This window comes from Sphaerimonospora cavernae (assembly GCF_042435035.1).
GTDB lineage: Bacteria > Actinomycetota > Actinomycetes > Streptosporangiales > Streptosporangiaceae > Sphaerimonospora > Sphaerimonospora cavernae.
In genome coordinates this window covers 147,766-164,046 of the sequence record NZ_JBHMQT010000036.1, presented here as the reverse complement: position 1 = coordinate 164,046, position 16,281 = coordinate 147,766, and the positions used below count along the sequence as shown (strand labels likewise).

14 protein-coding genes and 4 tRNA genes are annotated in these 16,281 nt (G+C 70.6%); 8 read left to right on the top strand and 10 right to left on the bottom strand.

All coding sequences use genetic code 11. From position 1 onward, the window contains the following. Positions 1 to 133 precede the first annotated feature (133 nt). The 4 genes from nfi to ACFHYQ_RS17110 all read right to left on the bottom strand — a co-directional run bounded on the left by nfi (position 134) and on the right by ACFHYQ_RS17110 (position 1,522). Positions 134 to 784: a deoxyribonuclease V gene (gene nfi, locus ACFHYQ_RS17125; protein WP_394302141.1), complete on the bottom strand. Its 651-nt coding sequence runs from the start codon at positions 782 to 784 to the stop codon at positions 134 to 136. Next, a complete protein-coding gene (locus tag ACFHYQ_RS17120) occupies positions 781 to 1,278 on the bottom strand; it encodes an HAD domain-containing protein (protein WP_394302140.1) in 498 nt (165 codons plus the stop codon). The genes nfi and ACFHYQ_RS17120 overlap by 4 nt, the downstream gene beginning before the upstream one ends. Before the next feature lie 86 nt (positions 1,279 to 1,364). After that, a tRNA-Val gene (locus ACFHYQ_RS17115) sits at positions 1,365 to 1,439 on the bottom strand. Between the two features lie 10 nt (positions 1,440 to 1,449). Continuing rightward, a tRNA-Gly gene (locus ACFHYQ_RS17110) sits at positions 1,450 to 1,522 on the bottom strand. Between the two features lie 181 nt (positions 1,523 to 1,703). Between ACFHYQ_RS17110 and ACFHYQ_RS17105 the strand changes: the two genes are divergently transcribed. From ACFHYQ_RS17105 to ACFHYQ_RS17090, 4 genes are all read left to right on the top strand, one after another. Beyond that, complete coding sequence (locus tag ACFHYQ_RS17105; protein WP_394302139.1) at positions 1,704 to 1,979, top strand: hypothetical protein; 276 nt, start codon at positions 1,704 to 1,706, stop codon at positions 1,977 to 1,979. Positions 1,980 to 1,987: 8 nt separating this feature from the next. Then, complete coding sequence (gene glmS, locus ACFHYQ_RS17100; RefSeq protein WP_394302138.1) at positions 1,988 to 3,805, top strand: glutamine--fructose-6-phosphate transaminase (isomerizing); 1,818 nt, start codon at positions 1,988 to 1,990, stop codon at positions 3,803 to 3,805. Between the two features lie 97 nt (positions 3,806 to 3,902). Continuing rightward, entirely contained in the window at positions 3,903 to 4,850 is a 948-nt protein-coding gene (locus ACFHYQ_RS17095) for a Bug family tripartite tricarboxylate transporter substrate binding protein (RefSeq protein WP_394302137.1), read from the top strand. A 72-nt stretch (positions 4,851 to 4,922) separates the two neighbouring features. Continuing rightward, the gene (locus ACFHYQ_RS17090; protein ID WP_394302136.1) at positions 4,923 to 5,513 is read left to right on the top strand and encodes an Rv1733c family protein; all 591 of its coding nucleotides are present in this window, start codon (positions 4,923 to 4,925) and stop codon (positions 5,511 to 5,513) included. A gap of 32 nt (positions 5,514 to 5,545) precedes the next feature. Here ACFHYQ_RS17090 and glgC read toward each other — a convergent pair whose 3' ends face one another. Beyond that, positions 5,546 to 6,820 (bottom strand): glucose-1-phosphate adenylyltransferase, encoded by a 1,275-nt coding sequence (glgC, locus tag ACFHYQ_RS17085; RefSeq protein ID WP_394302135.1) that lies wholly within the window; start codon positions 6,818 to 6,820, stop codon positions 5,546 to 5,548. 25 nt (positions 6,821 to 6,845) lie between these two features. On the opposite strand from glgC, the gene glgA reads away from it, so the two are divergent. The 3 genes from glgA to ACFHYQ_RS17070 all read left to right on the top strand — a co-directional run bounded on the left by glgA (position 6,846) and on the right by ACFHYQ_RS17070 (position 9,438). Beyond that, positions 6,846 to 8,024: a glycogen synthase gene (glgA, locus tag ACFHYQ_RS17080; protein WP_394302134.1), complete on the top strand. Its 1,179-nt coding sequence runs from the start codon at positions 6,846 to 6,848 to the stop codon at positions 8,022 to 8,024. Beyond that, a complete protein-coding gene (gene pgeF / locus ACFHYQ_RS17075) occupies positions 8,021 to 8,737 on the top strand; it encodes a peptidoglycan editing factor PgeF (protein WP_394302133.1) in 717 nt (238 codons plus the stop codon). Before glgA ends, pgeF begins: the two co-directional genes overlap by 4 nt. Positions 8,738 to 8,805: 68 nt before the next feature. Next, entirely contained in the window at positions 8,806 to 9,438 is a 633-nt protein-coding gene (locus ACFHYQ_RS17070; RefSeq protein WP_394302132.1) for a hypothetical protein, read from the top strand. 24 nt (positions 9,439 to 9,462) lie between these two features. Here the strand turns inward: ACFHYQ_RS17070 and ACFHYQ_RS17065 are convergent, their stop codons facing one another. From ACFHYQ_RS17065 to ACFHYQ_RS17055, 3 genes are all read right to left on the bottom strand, one after another. Further along, positions 9,463 to 10,131 (bottom strand): hypothetical protein, encoded by a 669-nt coding sequence (locus ACFHYQ_RS17065; RefSeq protein ID WP_394302131.1) that lies wholly within the window; start codon positions 10,129 to 10,131, stop codon positions 9,463 to 9,465. An 89-nt stretch (positions 10,132 to 10,220) separates the two neighbouring features. Then, positions 10,221 to 10,291: transfer RNA gene (locus ACFHYQ_RS17060), tRNA-Cys, on the bottom strand. Positions 10,292 to 10,322: 31 nt separating this feature from the next. Further along, positions 10,323 to 10,395 (bottom strand) — tRNA-Gly (locus tag ACFHYQ_RS17055). A gap of 107 nt (positions 10,396 to 10,502) precedes the next feature. Between ACFHYQ_RS17055 and dusB the strand changes: the two genes are divergently transcribed. After that, positions 10,503 to 11,618, top strand: coding sequence for a tRNA dihydrouridine synthase DusB (gene dusB / locus ACFHYQ_RS17050; protein ID WP_394302130.1), 1,116 nt, complete (start codon positions 10,503 to 10,505; stop codon positions 11,616 to 11,618). Positions 11,619 to 11,683: 65 nt separating this feature from the next. Here the strand turns inward: dusB and ACFHYQ_RS17045 are convergent, their stop codons facing one another. Together ACFHYQ_RS17045 and ACFHYQ_RS17040 are read right to left on the bottom strand one after the other, a co-directional pair. Beyond that, a complete protein-coding gene (locus ACFHYQ_RS17045; RefSeq protein WP_394302129.1) occupies positions 11,684 to 14,701 on the bottom strand; it encodes a tubulin-like doman-containing protein in 3,018 nt (1,005 codons plus the stop codon). Between the two features lie 39 nt (positions 14,702 to 14,740). Beyond that, on the bottom strand, positions 14,741 to 16,279 hold the full coding sequence (locus ACFHYQ_RS17040; protein WP_394302128.1) for a vWA domain-containing protein: 1,539 nt from the start codon (positions 16,277 to 16,279) through the stop codon (positions 14,741 to 14,743). Between the last annotated feature and the right edge of the window lie 2 nt (positions 16,280 to 16,281).

Genomic DNA, 16,281 nt, shown 5'->3' with positions numbered 1-16,281 from the left:
CCGAGCCGGCGGAGCAGCCGGTAACGGCCACCGATCACCAGACTGGGAGCAGACGTCACGATCACACCATCCGTCTAAAACCATCACAGCCGTTACAGATGATCCCATAACGGCAAGCCCCACCCGACCGGTATCAGGAGTGGGACAGGCGGTCGGCCTGGCGGATCGGCTCGGGCAGCCGGTAGGCCGGGGTCAACCGCAGGACGTGGGCGCAGGCCGTGTCCAGCCCGACCCGGTGGCCCTGGGAGACGTAGACGGGCTTGACACCCTCGCGCGTGCGCAGCGCGCGGCCGACCACGTCGCCGTCGATCCGGATGGGGCTCCACGCGCCGCGTTCCCGGCCCGGCGCATCGTGGCTGCCCACGAACGCGGTCTTGGCCACGCCGACCGTCGGCAGCCCGGTCAGCACGCCCAGATGGCAGGCCAGCCCGAACCGGCGTGGGTGAGCCAAGCCGTACCCGTCGCAGATCAGCAGGTCCGGGGTGACCGGGAGCCGATCCAGGGCGGCCAGGAGCGGCGGCAGCTCGCGGAAGGCGAACAGCCCCGGCACGTACGGAAACCTCACACGCTCCCGGACGACTGCCCTGTCCACGACTCGCAGGGTGTCCGCGTCCAGGACGACCACGGCACCCGTGACCTCGTCGCCCTTGACGGCGTATCCCACGTCCAGCCCGGCCACGAGCCTGACGTGCTCGGGTCCGGAGTCGGCCAGATCGACCAGTGGCCGGAGCTGTTCCTGTACGGCCTCCGCCTCCGCCACAGTGCTCGGCCACGGACGGGTCAAGCTTGAACACCTCTACTCAGCCATCGGCGGGCCTGGCCGAGATGGCCGGCGGTGAGTCCGAAGCGGGAATCGACCTTCACGAGCAGGAAATCACCCACACCGGGATGCCGATCCAGGTAGTCGTGGTCGGCCTGATCGAGGTCGTCGTCGAACCAGACGAACGGACGGCGCCGCACATATTTGGCGATGGCGCGGGTCTTCATGTGCTCACCGGAGTATGACGCCGGGTCGCCCAAGACCGGGATCACCGGGAGGCGCGGCAGGCCGATGCGCGGGGCGATCTCCTCGTTGGCGTGGTCCTCCCAGGTGGTGGCCCACGCGAGATCGGCTCCGGTGGCACGGGCCAGCTCCAGCAGGCGGTCACCGTGGCGTGGGTCGAGCATCACCTGGTACGCCGTGCCCTCCACGACCACGGTATGTCGGCGAAACGACGGGGAAGGACGTCGTAACGGGTTGAGGACGCCGTCCACGTCGAGCAGCACGAGTGGTCTCATATGTGATCACGCTACTGCCGGAACGTGTGTCCGAGCCAAGAAATAACCAGGCCGCCGGACTCTGTCGGTTCGGCGGCCTTTCGAACTGGTGGGCGATACTGGGATTGAACCAGTGACCTCTTCCGTGTCAGGGAAGCGCTCTCCCGCTGAGCTAATCGCCCGAGTACTGCGAGCGGAAGACGGGATTCGAACCCGCGACCCTCACCTTGGCAAGGTGATGCTCTACCAACTGAGCCACTTCCGCGCGATCCCCGGGATCTCCCCGGCGACGCATGGCTAACTCTAGCGGATGTCGAGGGGTGCCGGTGCCGCCGATGGCAGGGATGTGAGGAAAACCCCTCCATGAGGAGACTCGGACTGATCCTGCCCGGATTCGGGCAGAAAACTTGATAGTCGGCATCCTCGCTGCGTTAGGGTCCTGCTCTGTGTCAACGGCACGGCATCCCTTCGAGGATCTGATCAGTCACCTCACCCGGACGACGCCGCTCGGCCCGGGAGAGGCCGCACGGGTGGTGGCCGATGTCCTGGCGTACTTCGGCGAGTCCGCCGAGGAGTACGTACGCCGACGCCACGGCGAGCTCAAGGCGAGGGGGCTGACCAACGACCAGATCTTCCCCAGAATCTCGGCCGAGCTCACTGGAAGGCGTGTCGCGGCACCGGAGCTGTCGCTGCGCCAGCTCCGCCGGATTGTTTACGGATAGGAGCGGATATGTGCGGAATCGTCGCTTACGTCGGCCCCAAGGATGCGGCGCCCATCCTGCTCGAAGGGCTCCAGCGCCTGGAGTACCGGGGCTACGACTCGGCCGGCCTCGCCGTCGTCAACGCCAAGGGCCTGAAGACGCGCAAGGTCAAGGGCCGGGTGGCCGACCTGGCGGCGGCCGTACCCGCCCGTTTCAAGGGCACGGTCGGCATCGGGCACACGCGGTGGGCGACGCACGGCGCCCCGAGTGACGTGAACGCCCACCCGCACCTCGACCACGAGGGACGGATCGCGGTGGTGCACAACGGCATCATCGAGAACGCCGACGAGCTGCGCCGCCGCCTCGAGGCCGACGGCGTCGTCTTCCAGAGCGAGACCGACACCGAGACGCTCGCGCATCTGATCGCGCTCATGGCCAAGGAGGCCGAGTCGCTGGAGGAGGCCGTCCGGAAGGCTCTCGCCGGGGTGGTCGGCACGTACGGCATCGCCGTCGTCGACGCGCAGCGCCCCGGCGAGATCGTGGTCGCCCGCAACGGCAGTCCGATCGTGCTCGGCATCGGTGAGAAGGAGATGTTCGTCGCCTCCGACGTCGCCGCGCTGATCCGCTACACCCGCCAGGTCGTGCACCTGGAGGACGGCGAGCTCGCGGTCCTCACGGCCGACGGGTTCCACACCTTCACCAGCGACGCCAGGGAGACCGCCAAGGAGCCGTTCACGGTCGACTGGGACGCCGGTCACTACGACAACGGCGGATACGAGCACTACCTGCTCAAGGAGATCTCCGAGCAGCCCGACACCGTCGCGCGCACGCTGCGCGGCCGCATCGACGACCGGTTCCACATCGCGCATCTCGGCGGCCTGAACATGGACGCCCGCGAGACCCGTTCCTTCCGCCGGGTGAAGATCATCGGCTGTGGCTCGGCGTACTACTCCGGGCAGATCGGCGCGCAGCTGATCGAGGAGCTGGCACGAATGCCGGCCGACGCCGAGCCGGCCTCGGAGTTCCGCTACCGCGGCCCGGTCGTCGAGCCCGACACCCTGTACGTCACGATCAGCCAGTCGGGGGAGACCTACGACACCCTCGCCGCGGTCCAGGAGCTCAAGCGCAAGGGCGGCAGGGTGCTCGGCATCGTGAACACGGTGGGCAGCGCCATCGCACGGGAGACCGACGGCGGCATCTACCTGCACGCCGGGCCGGAGGTGTCGGTCGCCTCGACCAAGGCGTTCACCTCGACCGCGGTCGCGTTCGCGCTGCTGGCGCTCCACCTCGGCCGGGTACGGGACCTGTCCCCGGCGGACGGCAGGCGCGTCTGCGAGGGGCTGCGGCGGCTGCCCGAGCAGATCAAGGAGATCCTCACCCTCGAAGAGCAGATCAGGGAACTGGCGATCAAGTACGCCGACGCGCCGGGGATGATGTTCGTCGGCCGGGTGCGCGGCTACCCGGTGGCCCGGGAGGGCGCCCAGAAACTGAAGGAGATCTCCTACGTCCACGCCGAGGCGTACCCGGCGAGCGAGCTCAAGCACGGCCCGCTCGCGCTGATCAGCCCGGAGCTGCCGACCGTGGCGGTGGTCCCCGACGACGAACTGCTCGACAAGAACCTCACCACGCTCGGCGAGATCCGGGCCAGGCACGGGCGGATCCTGATGGTCGGCCACCGGACCTCCGAGGCCGCCGACGACTGCGTCGTGGTGCCGAAGAACGAGAACGAGCTCGACCCGATCCTGCTCACGATCCCGCTCCAGCTCTTCGCCTACCACGCCGCCGTGGCGCTCGGCCGGGACGTCGACAAGCCGCGCAACCTCGCCAAGAGCGTCACGGTGGAGTGAGCCCGCTCCCTCCCTCTCCCGGAGTGTCCGATATAGTCACAATGTGTAATTAGTCCGGTTCTGAGCGTGCAAGGCTTCTTCGGGGGAGGATGCCGAGGTGCGACGCCGTACCGTCCTCGTACTGGGAGCGCTGGCCCTCACGGCGGGATGCGGGACGCAGGCCCCACCCGTCCAGACCGAGATCTCCCTGGTGGTGCCGGGTGGGGCGGGCGGCCGGGGGGACGGCTTCGCCAGGGCGCTGCGGGCCGTCATCGAAAGCCGCCGCTGGGCCAGGCGGGTGACGGTACGTGAGCAGGGGGACGGCGCGGCCGCGCTCGCCAGGTTCGTCGCGACCGCGCGCTCCGGTGACCTGATGGTCACCGACCCGGCCCTGCTCGGCGCGGCGGCCATCCGGCATGCCGTGCCGCTCGTCTCGCGCACCGCGCCGCTGGCCAGGCTGGCGGGGGAGTGGGAGGTGCTGGTCGCCGCCCGGGATTCGAGTTTCCGGACGTTCGAGGAGTTCGCCGCCGCCCTGCTGCGCGATCCCGCCGGGCCGAGGGCGGCCGGCGGGACGGCCGGCGGTCCCGAGCACGTGCTGTACGGCCTGACCGCGCTGGGGTTGGGGGCGGATCCCCGGCTGCTCAACTACGCGTCGTACCACGACCGGGACCAGGCGGTCGCGGCGATGCTGGACGGGCGGGCAGCCGTCGGAGTCGGCGCGCAGCGGGATATGGCGCCCCACATCCGCGCCGGTCGGCTGCGGCCGCTGGCGGTCTCGTCACCCGAGCGGATGGCGGGGCTGGACGCGCCCACGCTGATGGAGTCGGGGGTGCGGCTGGTCTACGCCAACTGGTCAGGGCTGGTCGGTGCGCAGGCCCTGAGTGAGCGCAGGCACGATGGGCTGGCGCGCCTGTGCCGGGCCATCGCCGACTCGCCCGTCTGGTCCAGGCTGTGCGCCCGCAACGGATGGGTGCCGATGTACCTGGACGGCGACGATTTCCGCCGCTGGCTGGCGAACGAGGCCCGCCGCACCAGCCGGGTGCTTGAAGAGCTCGGCATGCCCTGACCACGTACTCTCTTGGGCGGCGAAATAGGCATAAGCGTGACTCGCAGTGGTAATGACCCTGTGAGGTGTGAGATGACGCAGAATCCATTCGCCAGGTTCGCCAGATGGCTCGGCCTCGACAGGAACCCGCTTCGCCGCCGGTGCGACCGGGTCGAGGCGGTGGTCCGGCTTGCCGCGATGCTGGGCGTCATGGTCGCCGTCGCCTTCGGAGTGACGCTCGGTGCCAGAACGTACGGCGACGGCCTGAAAACGGAGGCCCAGCAGCGGCACACCCGTCACCAGGTGACCGCTCACCTGATCGAGGAGCCGAAGTCACCCCGGCTGTCACCGGCCGGAGCGGCGATCGGCCACGTGAAGGCCCAGTGGCGGGCACCCGACGGGCGGCAGTGGGAGGGAACGATCGACGCCTCGACGAGCAAGCACCACGGTGACACGGTCCGGATCTGGACCGACGGCCGCGGTTCGCCGGTCCCGCGCCCGCAGGAGCGGGAGACCACCGTCGTGTCCGCGTTGACCGTCGGCTTCGGCGTTCCGCTGGCCGCGGCCACGGGCCTGGCGCTGGTCGTCGCCGCGACCCGGGGCATCAACCAGCGGCGTGCCAAGCGAGTGTGGGAGGCGCAGTGGACGGTCGTCGAGCCGACCTGGCGCATCAACGGCCGCTGACCGACCTCTGATCAGTTCTGATCGGTCGCCGATCAGAGGTCGATGACCTCGCTCTTGCCGATCACCACGATCCCCTCTTTGGTGACCGCGAAGCGTTCGCGGTCGTGCTCGGGGTCGAATCCGATCCTGGCGCCGTCCGGTACGACCACGTTCTTGTCGATGATCGCCCGCCGGACCCGCGCGTTCCGGCCGATCCGGACGTTGCCCATCAGCACCGAGTCCTCGACGAGCGAGTGCGAGTGGAGCACGACGCCCGGGGACAGGATGGAGCGCAGCGCCGTACCCCCGGAGACGATGACTCCCGGCGACACCAGCGACTCCATCGCCCGTCCGACCCGATCGCCGTCGTTGTGCACGAACTTGGCAGGCGGCAGCGGATCGTGGCCGGTGTAGATCGGCCACCTGCCGTTGTACAGATTGAACACCGGATGCACCGCGATGAGGTCCATGTTGGCCTCGTAGTAGGCGTCGAGCGTCCCCACGTCCCGCCAGTAGCCGCGATCACGCTCCGTCGAGCCCGGCACCACGTTGTTCGCGAAGTCGTACACCTCGGCGCCGCCGCTCTTGACGAACATGGGGATGATGTTCCCGCCGAGGTCGTGCCTGCTGCCGGGGTCCAGGGCGTCCTCGCGCAGCGCCGCGATCAGCGACTGGGTCCGGAACACGTAGTTGCCCATCGAGGCGTAGATCTCGTCCGGCGCGTCGGGCAGGCCCACCGCGTCGGTCGGCTTCTCCCGGAACGCGGCGATCCTGCGACTCTGCGTTCCCTGAGAAGGGGGGTCGGTCTCGATGACGCCGAACTGGTCGGCCAGCTTCAGGGGCTGCCGGATGGCCGCGACCGTGACGTCGGCCCCCGACTCGATGTGCTGGGCGACCATCTGCCGCGGGTCCATCCGGTAGATGTGGTCGGCGCCGAAGACGATGACGTGCTCGGGTTCCTCGTCGTAGATCAGGTTGAGGTTCTGGAAGATCGCGTCGGCCGAACCGGCGAACCAGCGCGGGCCGAGCCGCTGCTGTGCGGGGACCGGCGTCACGTAGTTGCCCAGCATCGACGACAGCCGCCACGTCCGGGAGATGTGCCGGTCCAGGCTGTGGTTCTTGTACTGAGTCAGCACGACTATCCGGAAATATTCCGCGTTGGCCAGATTCGACAGCACGAAGTCGACGAGCCGGTAGATCCCCCCGAAGGGGACGGCGGGCTTGGCCCGGTCCGCGGTCAACGGCATCAGCCGCTTCCCTTCACCACCGGCGAGCACGATCGCCAGGACCTTCATAGGCAGGACCTTAACCCGCCGAACCCCAAACAAACACCTACGACTTAAGCTCCTCGATATGCGGGTCGATCTGCTCAGTCGTGAATATCCGCCCGAGGTCTACGGCGGGGCCGGGGTCCATGTGGAATACCTCGCCCGTGAACTGCGGGAACTTGCCGACGTACGGGTGCGCTGCTTCGGGGCGGCCCGGACGGAGCCGGGAGTGCGCGCCTACCGCGTCCCCGAAGGGCTGACCGAGGCCAACGCCGCGCTCCAGGTGCTCGGCGTCGACCTGGAGATGGCCGCCGGCTGCGATGGCGCCGACGTGGTGCACAGCCACACCTGGTACGCGAACTTCGCCGGGCATGTCGCCAAGATGCTGTACGGCGTGCCGCACGTGGTGACGACCCACAGCCTGGAGCCGCTGCGCCCGTGGAAGGCCGAGCAGCTCGGCGGCGGGTACACGCTGTCGTCGTGGGCCGAACGGACCGCGCTGCGGGAGGCCGACGCGATCATCGCGGTGTCGGCGGGCATGCGCCACGATGTGCTCACCGCATATCCCGAAATATCACCCGATCGGGTGCGCGTGATCCACAACGGGATCGACACCGACGAGTACGCCCCGTCAGACGGCGCCGAGGCGCTGCTCAAGCACGGCATCGACCCCGGGCGGCCGTACGTCGTCTTCGTGGGGCGCGTCACCCGGCAGAAGGGGCTGGTGCACCTGCTGCACGCGGCCAGATCGTTCGACCCCGGGGCGCAACTCGTGCTCTGCGCGGGCGCGCCGGACACCCCCGCGATCGCCGCCGAGGTCACCGGCCTGGTCCGCGAGCTTTCGGCGGCCCGCACCGGGGTCATATGGATCTCCGAGATGCTGCCCAGGGCCGAGGTGATCCAGATCCTCACGCACGCGACGGTCTTCGTGTGCCCGTCGGTCTACGAGCCGATGGGCATCGTGAACCTCGAGGCGATGGCCTGCGAGACGGCGGTCGTGGCGACCGCGACCGGCGGCATCCCCGAGGTCGTCGACGACGGCACGACCGGTCTGCTCGTGTCCATAGAACAGGGTGCGGACGGCGAGCCGTGCGATCCGGAGGCGTTCGCCGCGGCCATCGCCGAGCGCGTCGGGACACTGCTGGCGGACCCGGCACTCGCGGCCGAGATGGGCCGGGCCGGCCGCCGCCGGGCGGTCGACCTGTTCTCCTGGCAGCGGATCGCCGAGCGCACGCACGAGCTGTACACGGAGATCCGCGCATGACGACGATCGCGATCGACCGGGTCCGGATGGCCTTCACCGACCGGCACGGCGGCGTGAGTGCCGGGCCGTACGGCTCACGCAACCTCGGCGGAGCGGTCGGCGACGATCCGGCGGCGGTGGCCGAGAACCGCGCGAAGACGGCCGCCGAGTTCGGCCTCGACCGGGTCGTTTTCATGCGCCAGGTCCACGGCGCCGACGTGGCCTATGCGGTGGAGCCCTTCGCCGGTGAGCCGCCCGCGCTCGACGGTGTCTTCACCGACCGGCCCGGCCTCGGGCTCGCGGTTCTGGTCGCCGACTGCGCTCCGGTGCTGCTGGCCGACCCGGTGGCCGGCCTGGTCGGCGGCGCGCACTCGGGCCGGCCGGGCACCGAGGTCGGGGTGGTCCCCGCACTGGTGGCGGCGATGGCCGCCCGGGGCGCCGAGCCGTCGCGCATGGTGGCCGCGGTCGGGCCGGCGGCCTGCGGGCGTTGCTACGAGGTCCCCGCCGACATGCGCGATCGGGTGGCCGCCCAGGTCCCCGAGACGTGGGCCGTCACCCGGCGGGGCACCCCCGCCCTCGACCTCCGCGCCGGGATCGCGGCCCAACTCGGGCGCGCGGGCGTCGCCGACGTCAGGCACGACGGCCGATGCACGATCGAGACACCCGACCTCTACTCCTACCGGCGCGAGCGGGACACCGGCCGATTCGCCGGTTACATCTGGATCCACTCGTAGATCGCGAACCTTTCCGGTGTTGCGTGCATCTGATCATTCAGCAACGCACGCGTCGGAAGGAGATCACGATGAAGAGGATCCTGGGTGCCGCGGCCGTGGCCGTCGCCTTCGGCATGACCCTCGCGGCGGCACCGCCGGCGATGGCGGCAGGGCACATCCCGAAGGGCTTCCTGCTGTACGAGAAGGAGGCGGCCAAGCACCACAACGACGACGAGGCGAGGTGGGAGGTCAGTCAGAAGACGGGCGCCCGGTTCGCGGTCAACCTCTGTGACAAGGCCACCCTGAGCCGGTCCGGCCGGGTGGCGGCCCGCACCGCCACCTACACAGCGGTCCCGGGCTACGCTCGGGCCGAGCAGGTGATCCTGTACGCCTCGCCCAGGGCTGCCGAAAAGGCCATGCGCGATCTGCGCGCCGCGGTGGCCAGGTGCCGGTCGACCCGCGCCTCGGGCCTGACCTACCGGGTGACCTCGGCCAAGGCCGCCATCGGCGACGACGCGCTGAAGATCACGGGCCAGAGCTACCGGGGCAGGAAGTGGGCCATCGGCGGTGAGCGGGCCCTGGTGACCCGCCGGGCCAACGCCGTCGTCGTCTACAACATCGGCGGAGAGACCGGAAAGCCCGCCAGGAGCGACTTCACCCGGCAGCTCAGGGACGCCAGGACGATGCTCGGCAAGATCTGCCGGATCGCCGATTGCGACTGACGGCGGTCACGGCCGCGGGGGGACTCAGCGCGTGGTGAGGCGGCAGGCGTCCGCCCACCGCGCCGGGTCGACGACCCTCTCCGCGGGCGGCCGGACCAGCGCGCGGCAGTCGACGATCGCGCCGGCGAGCAGGCCGCGCAGCAGCGCGTCCGGGTCCGGCACGCAGGCCTGGGCGATCCCGCGCACCGCGAGCTGCGCCGTGTTGGGCGCGGCATACCGGCGGAACCCCTTCACGGAGACCCGGATGCCGCGGCCGAACGCCGACGCCCACCGCGCGGCGTCGGGCACCTGTGCCAGCGCCTCCCGGCTGCGCTCCGCCATGCCGGGTCTTCCCTCCAGCTCGGCGAGGACGTGCTCGGCCGACAGGATCGACACCGCCATCGCGAGCTGCCGCTCGTGCGCGACCACCGGCAGCGCCGTGGTGGCGCACCGCAGTGCGATCCGCACGTCCAGCCGGGGGTCGTCGCCGGTCAGCCCGATCACGGACGGGATCAGTGTGGCCAGGTGGGGCCGCGCCGCGTCGGAGGTGTGATCGTTGACGAGGCGTGCCACTCCGGCGAGCAGCGGGTGGGTGCAGGCCGGGTGGTCGCTCCACCGCTCGCCCGCGAGATAGGACACGAACTCCATGAAGCACGCGCCCTTGCTGGGACTGCGATGCTTGCCGCGGGACAGCATCGGCATGACAGGAGGCACCGGAGGTATGTCACTGTGCACGAGTCACTCCACCAGAATCGCCCATCGGGTCTGATTCCAGTGTGCGCCCGTCACACGACGGTTCATAGAGGTGGAGACGGGATTTGAACCCGTGTACGCGGCTTTGCAGGCCGCTGCCTCGCCTCTCGGCCACTCCACCGAGCGAGGCCCTGACGTAAAAGACCTCTCGGAGCGGAAGACGGGATTCGAACCCGCGACCCTCACCTTGGCAAGGTGATGCTCTACCAACTGAGCCACTTCCGCGTCCGCCTCGCGGCGACGTGATAACTGTATCGGGTTTTCGATGCGGATGCGTACTCGAAGCCGTGAGGCGGCGCCGTCACCCCGGCGGGGCCGCGACAATGTAAGGCGTGAAAATCGGCACGCTCGACGTCTGGCCTCCTGTGGTGCTCGCCCCCATGGCGGGCATCACCAACATCGGCTTCCGCACGCTGTGCCGGGAGCAGGGCGGTGGGTTGTTCGTCTCCGAGATGATCACCTCCCGGGCCCTGGTGGAACGGGTGCCGCTGACGTTCCACATGATCCGCTTCGGGGAACACGAGACGCCGCGCAGCATCCAGCTCTACGGCGTGGACCCGGTGATCATCGGGAGGGCGGCCAGGATGATCCACGAGGAGGACCTGGCCGACCACATCGATCTGAACTTCGGCTGCCCGGTGCCCAAGGTCACCAGGCGGGGCGGCGGGTCGGCCCTGCCGTACAAGCGGAACCTGCTGCGCGCGATCCTCAGGGAGGCGGTCGCCAACGCCGGGCCGCTGCCGGTGACGATGAAGATGCGCAAGGGCATCGACGAGGACCACCTGACCTACCTCGACGCGGGCCGGATCGCCGCCGAGGAGGGCGTCGCCGCCGTCGCCCTGCACGCCCGTACGGCCAGGCAGCACTACGGCGGAACCGCTGACTGGGACGCGATCGCCCGGCTCAAGGAGGCGGTGCCGGAGATCCCGGTGCTCGGCAACGGCGACATCTGGAGCGCCGACGACGCGCTGCGCATGGTCGAGCGGACCGGCTGCGACGGCGTCGTCGTCGGGCGCGGCTGCCTGGGCCGGCCGTGGCTCTTCCGTGACCTGGCGCTGGCCTTCGACGGCTCGGCAGAGCGGGTGCGGCCCGACCTCGGGGAGGTCGGGGACATGATGCTCCGGCACGCCGAGCTGCTGTGCGAGGTGATCGGGAGCGAGCGGTACGGCCTGGCCGACTTCCGCAAGCACATCGGGTGGTACCTGAAAGGCTTCGAGATCGGGTCGGACGCCCGCCGCGCGTTCACCGCCGTCACCACCCTGACCGAGCTGCGCGACCGGCTCGCCGAGCTGGACCGCGGTCAGCCATGGCCGGAGGGGGTCGCCGACGGCCCGCGCGGCAAGAGCGGGGAGCGGGCCAAGGTGGCGCTGCCGCACGGGTGGCTGGACGACCCGTGCGACATGACCGTTCCCGGCGCCGACGCCGAGGACGCCACTTCCGGCGGTTAGAGCCGCCCCTGCACGGACTCCTGGTGGGCAGATAGCGACCTCGCCATGGACCGCGAGCCGCGGCCTCATGAAATGTGGGAGGCCACCGTGAAAACGGTCCAGAGCCAGGGGGGAATGGGGACGCCGGGTTGGGTGGGGGGGCCTTTGAGGAAGAAGTCGCGGGTCCAGCGGGCGGCGTCCTGGTCGTCGTCGTAGGCCTCGGAGAGTTCGGCGGCGAGGTTCTTGATGCCGCTGGCGCGGTCGGCGTCCCTGGTGGTGCGGGCGAGGGCGAGCGGCTCCAGGGTCTTGGCCAGGTCGCGGTGCGGGCCGACGGGGATCTCCTGGCGTCCCTGGGGAGTGGCGTACCACGTGCCCCCGGCCTGGTCGGGGTTCCTGCGGAACTCCAGCCTGCCGTGCGCGAACACGATCGCGGCACACCGCAGCAGGTCCACGTCGGCGCACAGGTTGAGCGCCGTGCCCGTCAGGTCGGGGAGGGCATCGTCCAGGACCCCGTCTCGGGCGAGCCGGGCCGAGTGGAATTCGAGCCGGGCGGCCCCCTTCTCCTCCACCATGACGTGCGGGGAGATGCCCCCGTCCGAGCGCTCGCGGTAGGACTCGCGCAGCCCCTCGACGCCCGTGAACGCGGGCAGCACCATCCGGTGCTGCACGGCGAAGTAGAGGATCTTGTCGGTCGTGGGGTAGTCGACCTGCTCCCCGGGCTCGGTGATCGGCATCAGCGTGACCCCCTGGGCGAGCAGCCGGTCGGTGAACCGCGTGCCGAACTCGTGCCCGGGCCCCTCTGCCGGCACGTCCGCGTAGACGTACTCGCTGATCTGCGGCGGGACCTGTGCCGCGTACCCGCTCTGCAGGTCGAAATGCCGGTCGCGGTCGTAATGAGACAGCAGCGCGCCGCCCTCGATCATCTCGCGCGCCAGCGCCTCGGGGTCCTCCCCGGCGGTCTCCAGCACCTCGAACACCGACATGTGACGGAGCCGGTCGAACAGCCGCCCGGTCGCACCGCCGATCGCCCGGGTCAGCACCTCAGGGGTGCACGGCTGCGGCTTCTCCTCCCCCCGCTGGACGTGCAGGCGTACCTCGCCGCGCTCGTCCGGGGACAGCGTCCAGAGCAGGGCTCGGCGCCGGGCGGCAAGCCGCTCGGGCAGGCCGCCCTTCTGCGGCGGATCGCCGACGCAGCGGGCGTAGAAGCGCTCCATGACCTGCTCCTCCACGGTTGGCACCATGCGGCGCAGCGGCGCAGCGTCCAGCTCGGAACGGTCGCCGGCGACCGCGGCCGACTCGGCCTCGAAGCCGCGAGACACCTCCCCGAGCGTGTCGCGGACCCGCGCGAGCTCGGCCTTGGCCGCCCCGATCGTGCCGATCATGTAGCCGAGCAGCTGCGTGGCCCGCTCCCAGCACTCGCGCTCGACCTCCGCCTCCAGGGCGCCCTGCCGGGCGGCCAGGTAGCGGAGCTGCTTGCGTCCCGAGCGCCCGGAGCTCAGCATGCTCTGCCGTTCCTGCTCGGCCAGGGCCTGCTTGGCACCGGGCTCGGGGGCGGGCGCGCGCTGCAGTTCGGTCTCGTACTGCCGGACCCGCGCGCCAACGGCGTCCAGGAACCGCTCGGCGGCGGTCACGCCGCCCTGCCCGCCGTCCTGCCCGCCGCTCAGCATGATCCCGACGGCGGAGTGCAGCGCGACGGTCCACTGCCGGCGGGCCAGCTCGGTGTTGCGGTCGGCGACCGGGTAGAACTGTCGCTGCGCCGCCGGCGTGCCCGTGGCCTTGCCCAGGTACCGCTGGACCTGCTGTGTGATGTCGGCGTCGAGGTCGGTGTTGCCGTGTCGGGTGCGCGAGAGCATGGACGTCCCGATGTCCTGGTAGGACTCCTCCAGGTTCGGGAGGAGCGGGAACGGCGCGGCCTCCTCGGCCGGATCGAGCCAGCGGGGGGCCGCCCGGCGCACGCCCCTGCCCCCGAGCTCCCGTCTGAGCAGGTACGGCACCCCGGTGGCGCCGTCCAGGGTGCCGCTCAGGAAGCGGTCCACCATCTCCGGCACCGGTACGGTGGTCTCGTCGAGCAGGTCGGCGGTGAACCGGGCCGCCGCGCGGACCGCGAGCGCGGAGACGATCGGCTGCCAGGCGTACTCGACCGTGTAGACGCCGAACGTCGAGTACAGGTCCTCGTGCCCCTTGAGGCGGCCTTCCTCGTTCACCCTGCGGCTGCGGCTGGAGCGGGAGCTCGGCAGGAGCTGGGCGTAGATGGCGTCGGTGATCGCCACCGGATACCCCTCCTGCAGCCGCCGGGCGTTGCCGCCGCGCGTGCCGTCGATCAGGTAGATTGCCCGGACCGGAGGTTCCCGCATCTCCCAGTCCTGGCCGGGGGCCCAGGCGAACTTCACCGGGTCCTCGGTAGTGATCAGGCGGTGCAGCTCGCGCAGCGCCGCGAAGCCGTTGGCCTCGCCCGCCTTGTAGGTGAGGTCGCTCAGCGTGCCGCGGAAGGCGGCGGGCATCACGCAGAACAGGGAGGTGCTGACCGCGAGGCCGGGCCGCCTGGCGGCCTCCTTCTGCAGCAGGACCAGCGTGTCGATGAGCAGCCCGGCCCCCGTGCCGCCGGCGATCGAGGTCACCACGTAGACGTCGACCTCGGAGTGCCTCTGGGTGAGCTCGTCGAAGGCCGAGGTCAGGTGTCGGCGAACCCGTCCATCGCCGCCCATGTCCTGAAAAAAGGCGATTCGCCCGAACGCGCGGATCTGTCCGGCGCCGTTGTTCATGAACGCCGTCGCCTGCGCCTCCCGGATCTGCCGGGCGTCGGCGGGCTTGAACCACCGGGAGACGAAGCTCGGCCGCTCCCCGGGCCGAGGGTCCTTCAGACGGCGGATGACCGGGCCGACCTCGGCATTGAGCAGGACGTCCTCGTTGCCGTCGTCCAGGCCGACCCGTCCCGCCTGCGGCCGGGCCTGGTCCACGTCGAAGGCCCGCAGGACCACCGCGGGGCTTCGCTCGGGACGGCCTTCCAGCTCCCGCCACCGCTTATGGGTGTCCAGACGCTGCTTGAGCTGGACGACGGCCTGGCTCCCCGTGCCGCCGAGCCCCACGATGAGAGTAGGACGCATCGGATACCCCTTCCGGGACGGATGTTCGAGATTCGGGTGTCACTGGCTGGAACGATCGACGTAGGCGAACTCGGTGTCATCGAGGAGGATCACCGACCGGCCCGGGTGCAGCTGCGCGTGCGCCGTGCGGCCGTCGCGCCGGTACCAGAGGTAGAGCACTCTCTCGGTGCCGGGCCTGCCGATTCGGCGCCGGCGCTGCGCCCGAACCTCGACCTGCCCGGCCGGTCCCTCCGACCGGCTCTGGTACGGCAGCCTCATGCGCCGGCCGGCCAGCCGGAAGTCCTCGGGGTAGGCGCTCTGCGGGGACACCGTCAACTGCTCGCCGTTCATCGTCACCCACCGGCGCTGCGTCAGGTAGCGGCCCAGCAGGACCATCAGGACCAGGGCGAGGAGGGCCAGGGCGATCTGCCAATACGGGATGCCCACCATGCTGACCGCCCGCGACCTCGCCTCGGCCTTCACCGCGGGAGGCGAGAAGGGGACGCGGATGTCCCGCGCGAGCACCGACAACCAGGGGGACTCGACCGTGCCCGACAGCCGCGCGGCGCCCCGGACGACCTCCTCCTGCACACCGATCCGCCACCGGAAGGTCTGCGGGGCGGTGAGCTTGAAGCGGACCGTGGCCTTGCCCTTGGGCGGCAGGTCCACGTCCGGCGCGACGGCCCGCCCGGATGCCCCGCCGACACGCAGCGTCAACCCGGACACGTGCAACGGCACCCGCTCGGCCAGGGAGGTCAGCTCCGCCGTGATCTCGCTGCCCTCGGCGCCGACCGTGACCTCGCCGGGGAGCGTCGCCTGGACGGCGAGCCGTTCCCCCTGCAGCACCGCGGCCGCCTTGTCCAGCCGCACCTGGTCCTTGACGTGGTACAGGTAGGGCTTGACCTGGTCCGCGGGCAGGTTCAGCACCTCGGTGTGGCCGAAGATCTCGCCGAACAGCTGGGCCCCCTTCTTCTGATCGTCGGCCAGCGCGAGCGCGTAGCTGCGCAGGGGCCGCCGCTCGGTGACCGCCTGCGCCTCGGACCGCAGGCCCGGGACCCACTGCGCGGTGTCCTTCACGTACTGCGACCCCGGCGGCGGCGAGTGGTCGCCGTCGGTCAGCATGATCACGATCGCCGGGTCGTCGCCCGCCCGCCCGAGCGCGTCGATCGCCGACTTGATCGCGGCGCCGATGTCGGTGCTGGTCCCTGTGGCCCGGTCGGGCAGGTTCTGCAGGGCCTTGCTGCCGGCGCCGTTCAGCGGCCCGGAGAAGTCGATCTGCGCCAGGCTGTCGAAGTTGATCAGCGTGAGCCGGTCCTTGTCGTCCAGCGCGTCGAGCAGCGGTGCCAGACCCTCGCGGGCGCTCTGGTACAGATCCGGCCCTTTGTCGTCCTGCATGGACCCGGAGGTGTCGATCAGCACCACGTAGTCGGCGGGCAGCTTGTCCACGCCGAGCCGATCGAGCACCTCCTCCAGGCTGCTCTGTGGCGGCTCGGCGAACGCGGTCGGCGCGGACGCGGCCGTGCCCGCAAGGATGACGGTGAGGATCATCAGCAGTGCTCCGGTCAGGGAGGCCGCCCGGCGCAGCAGGCTCGCGGACATGG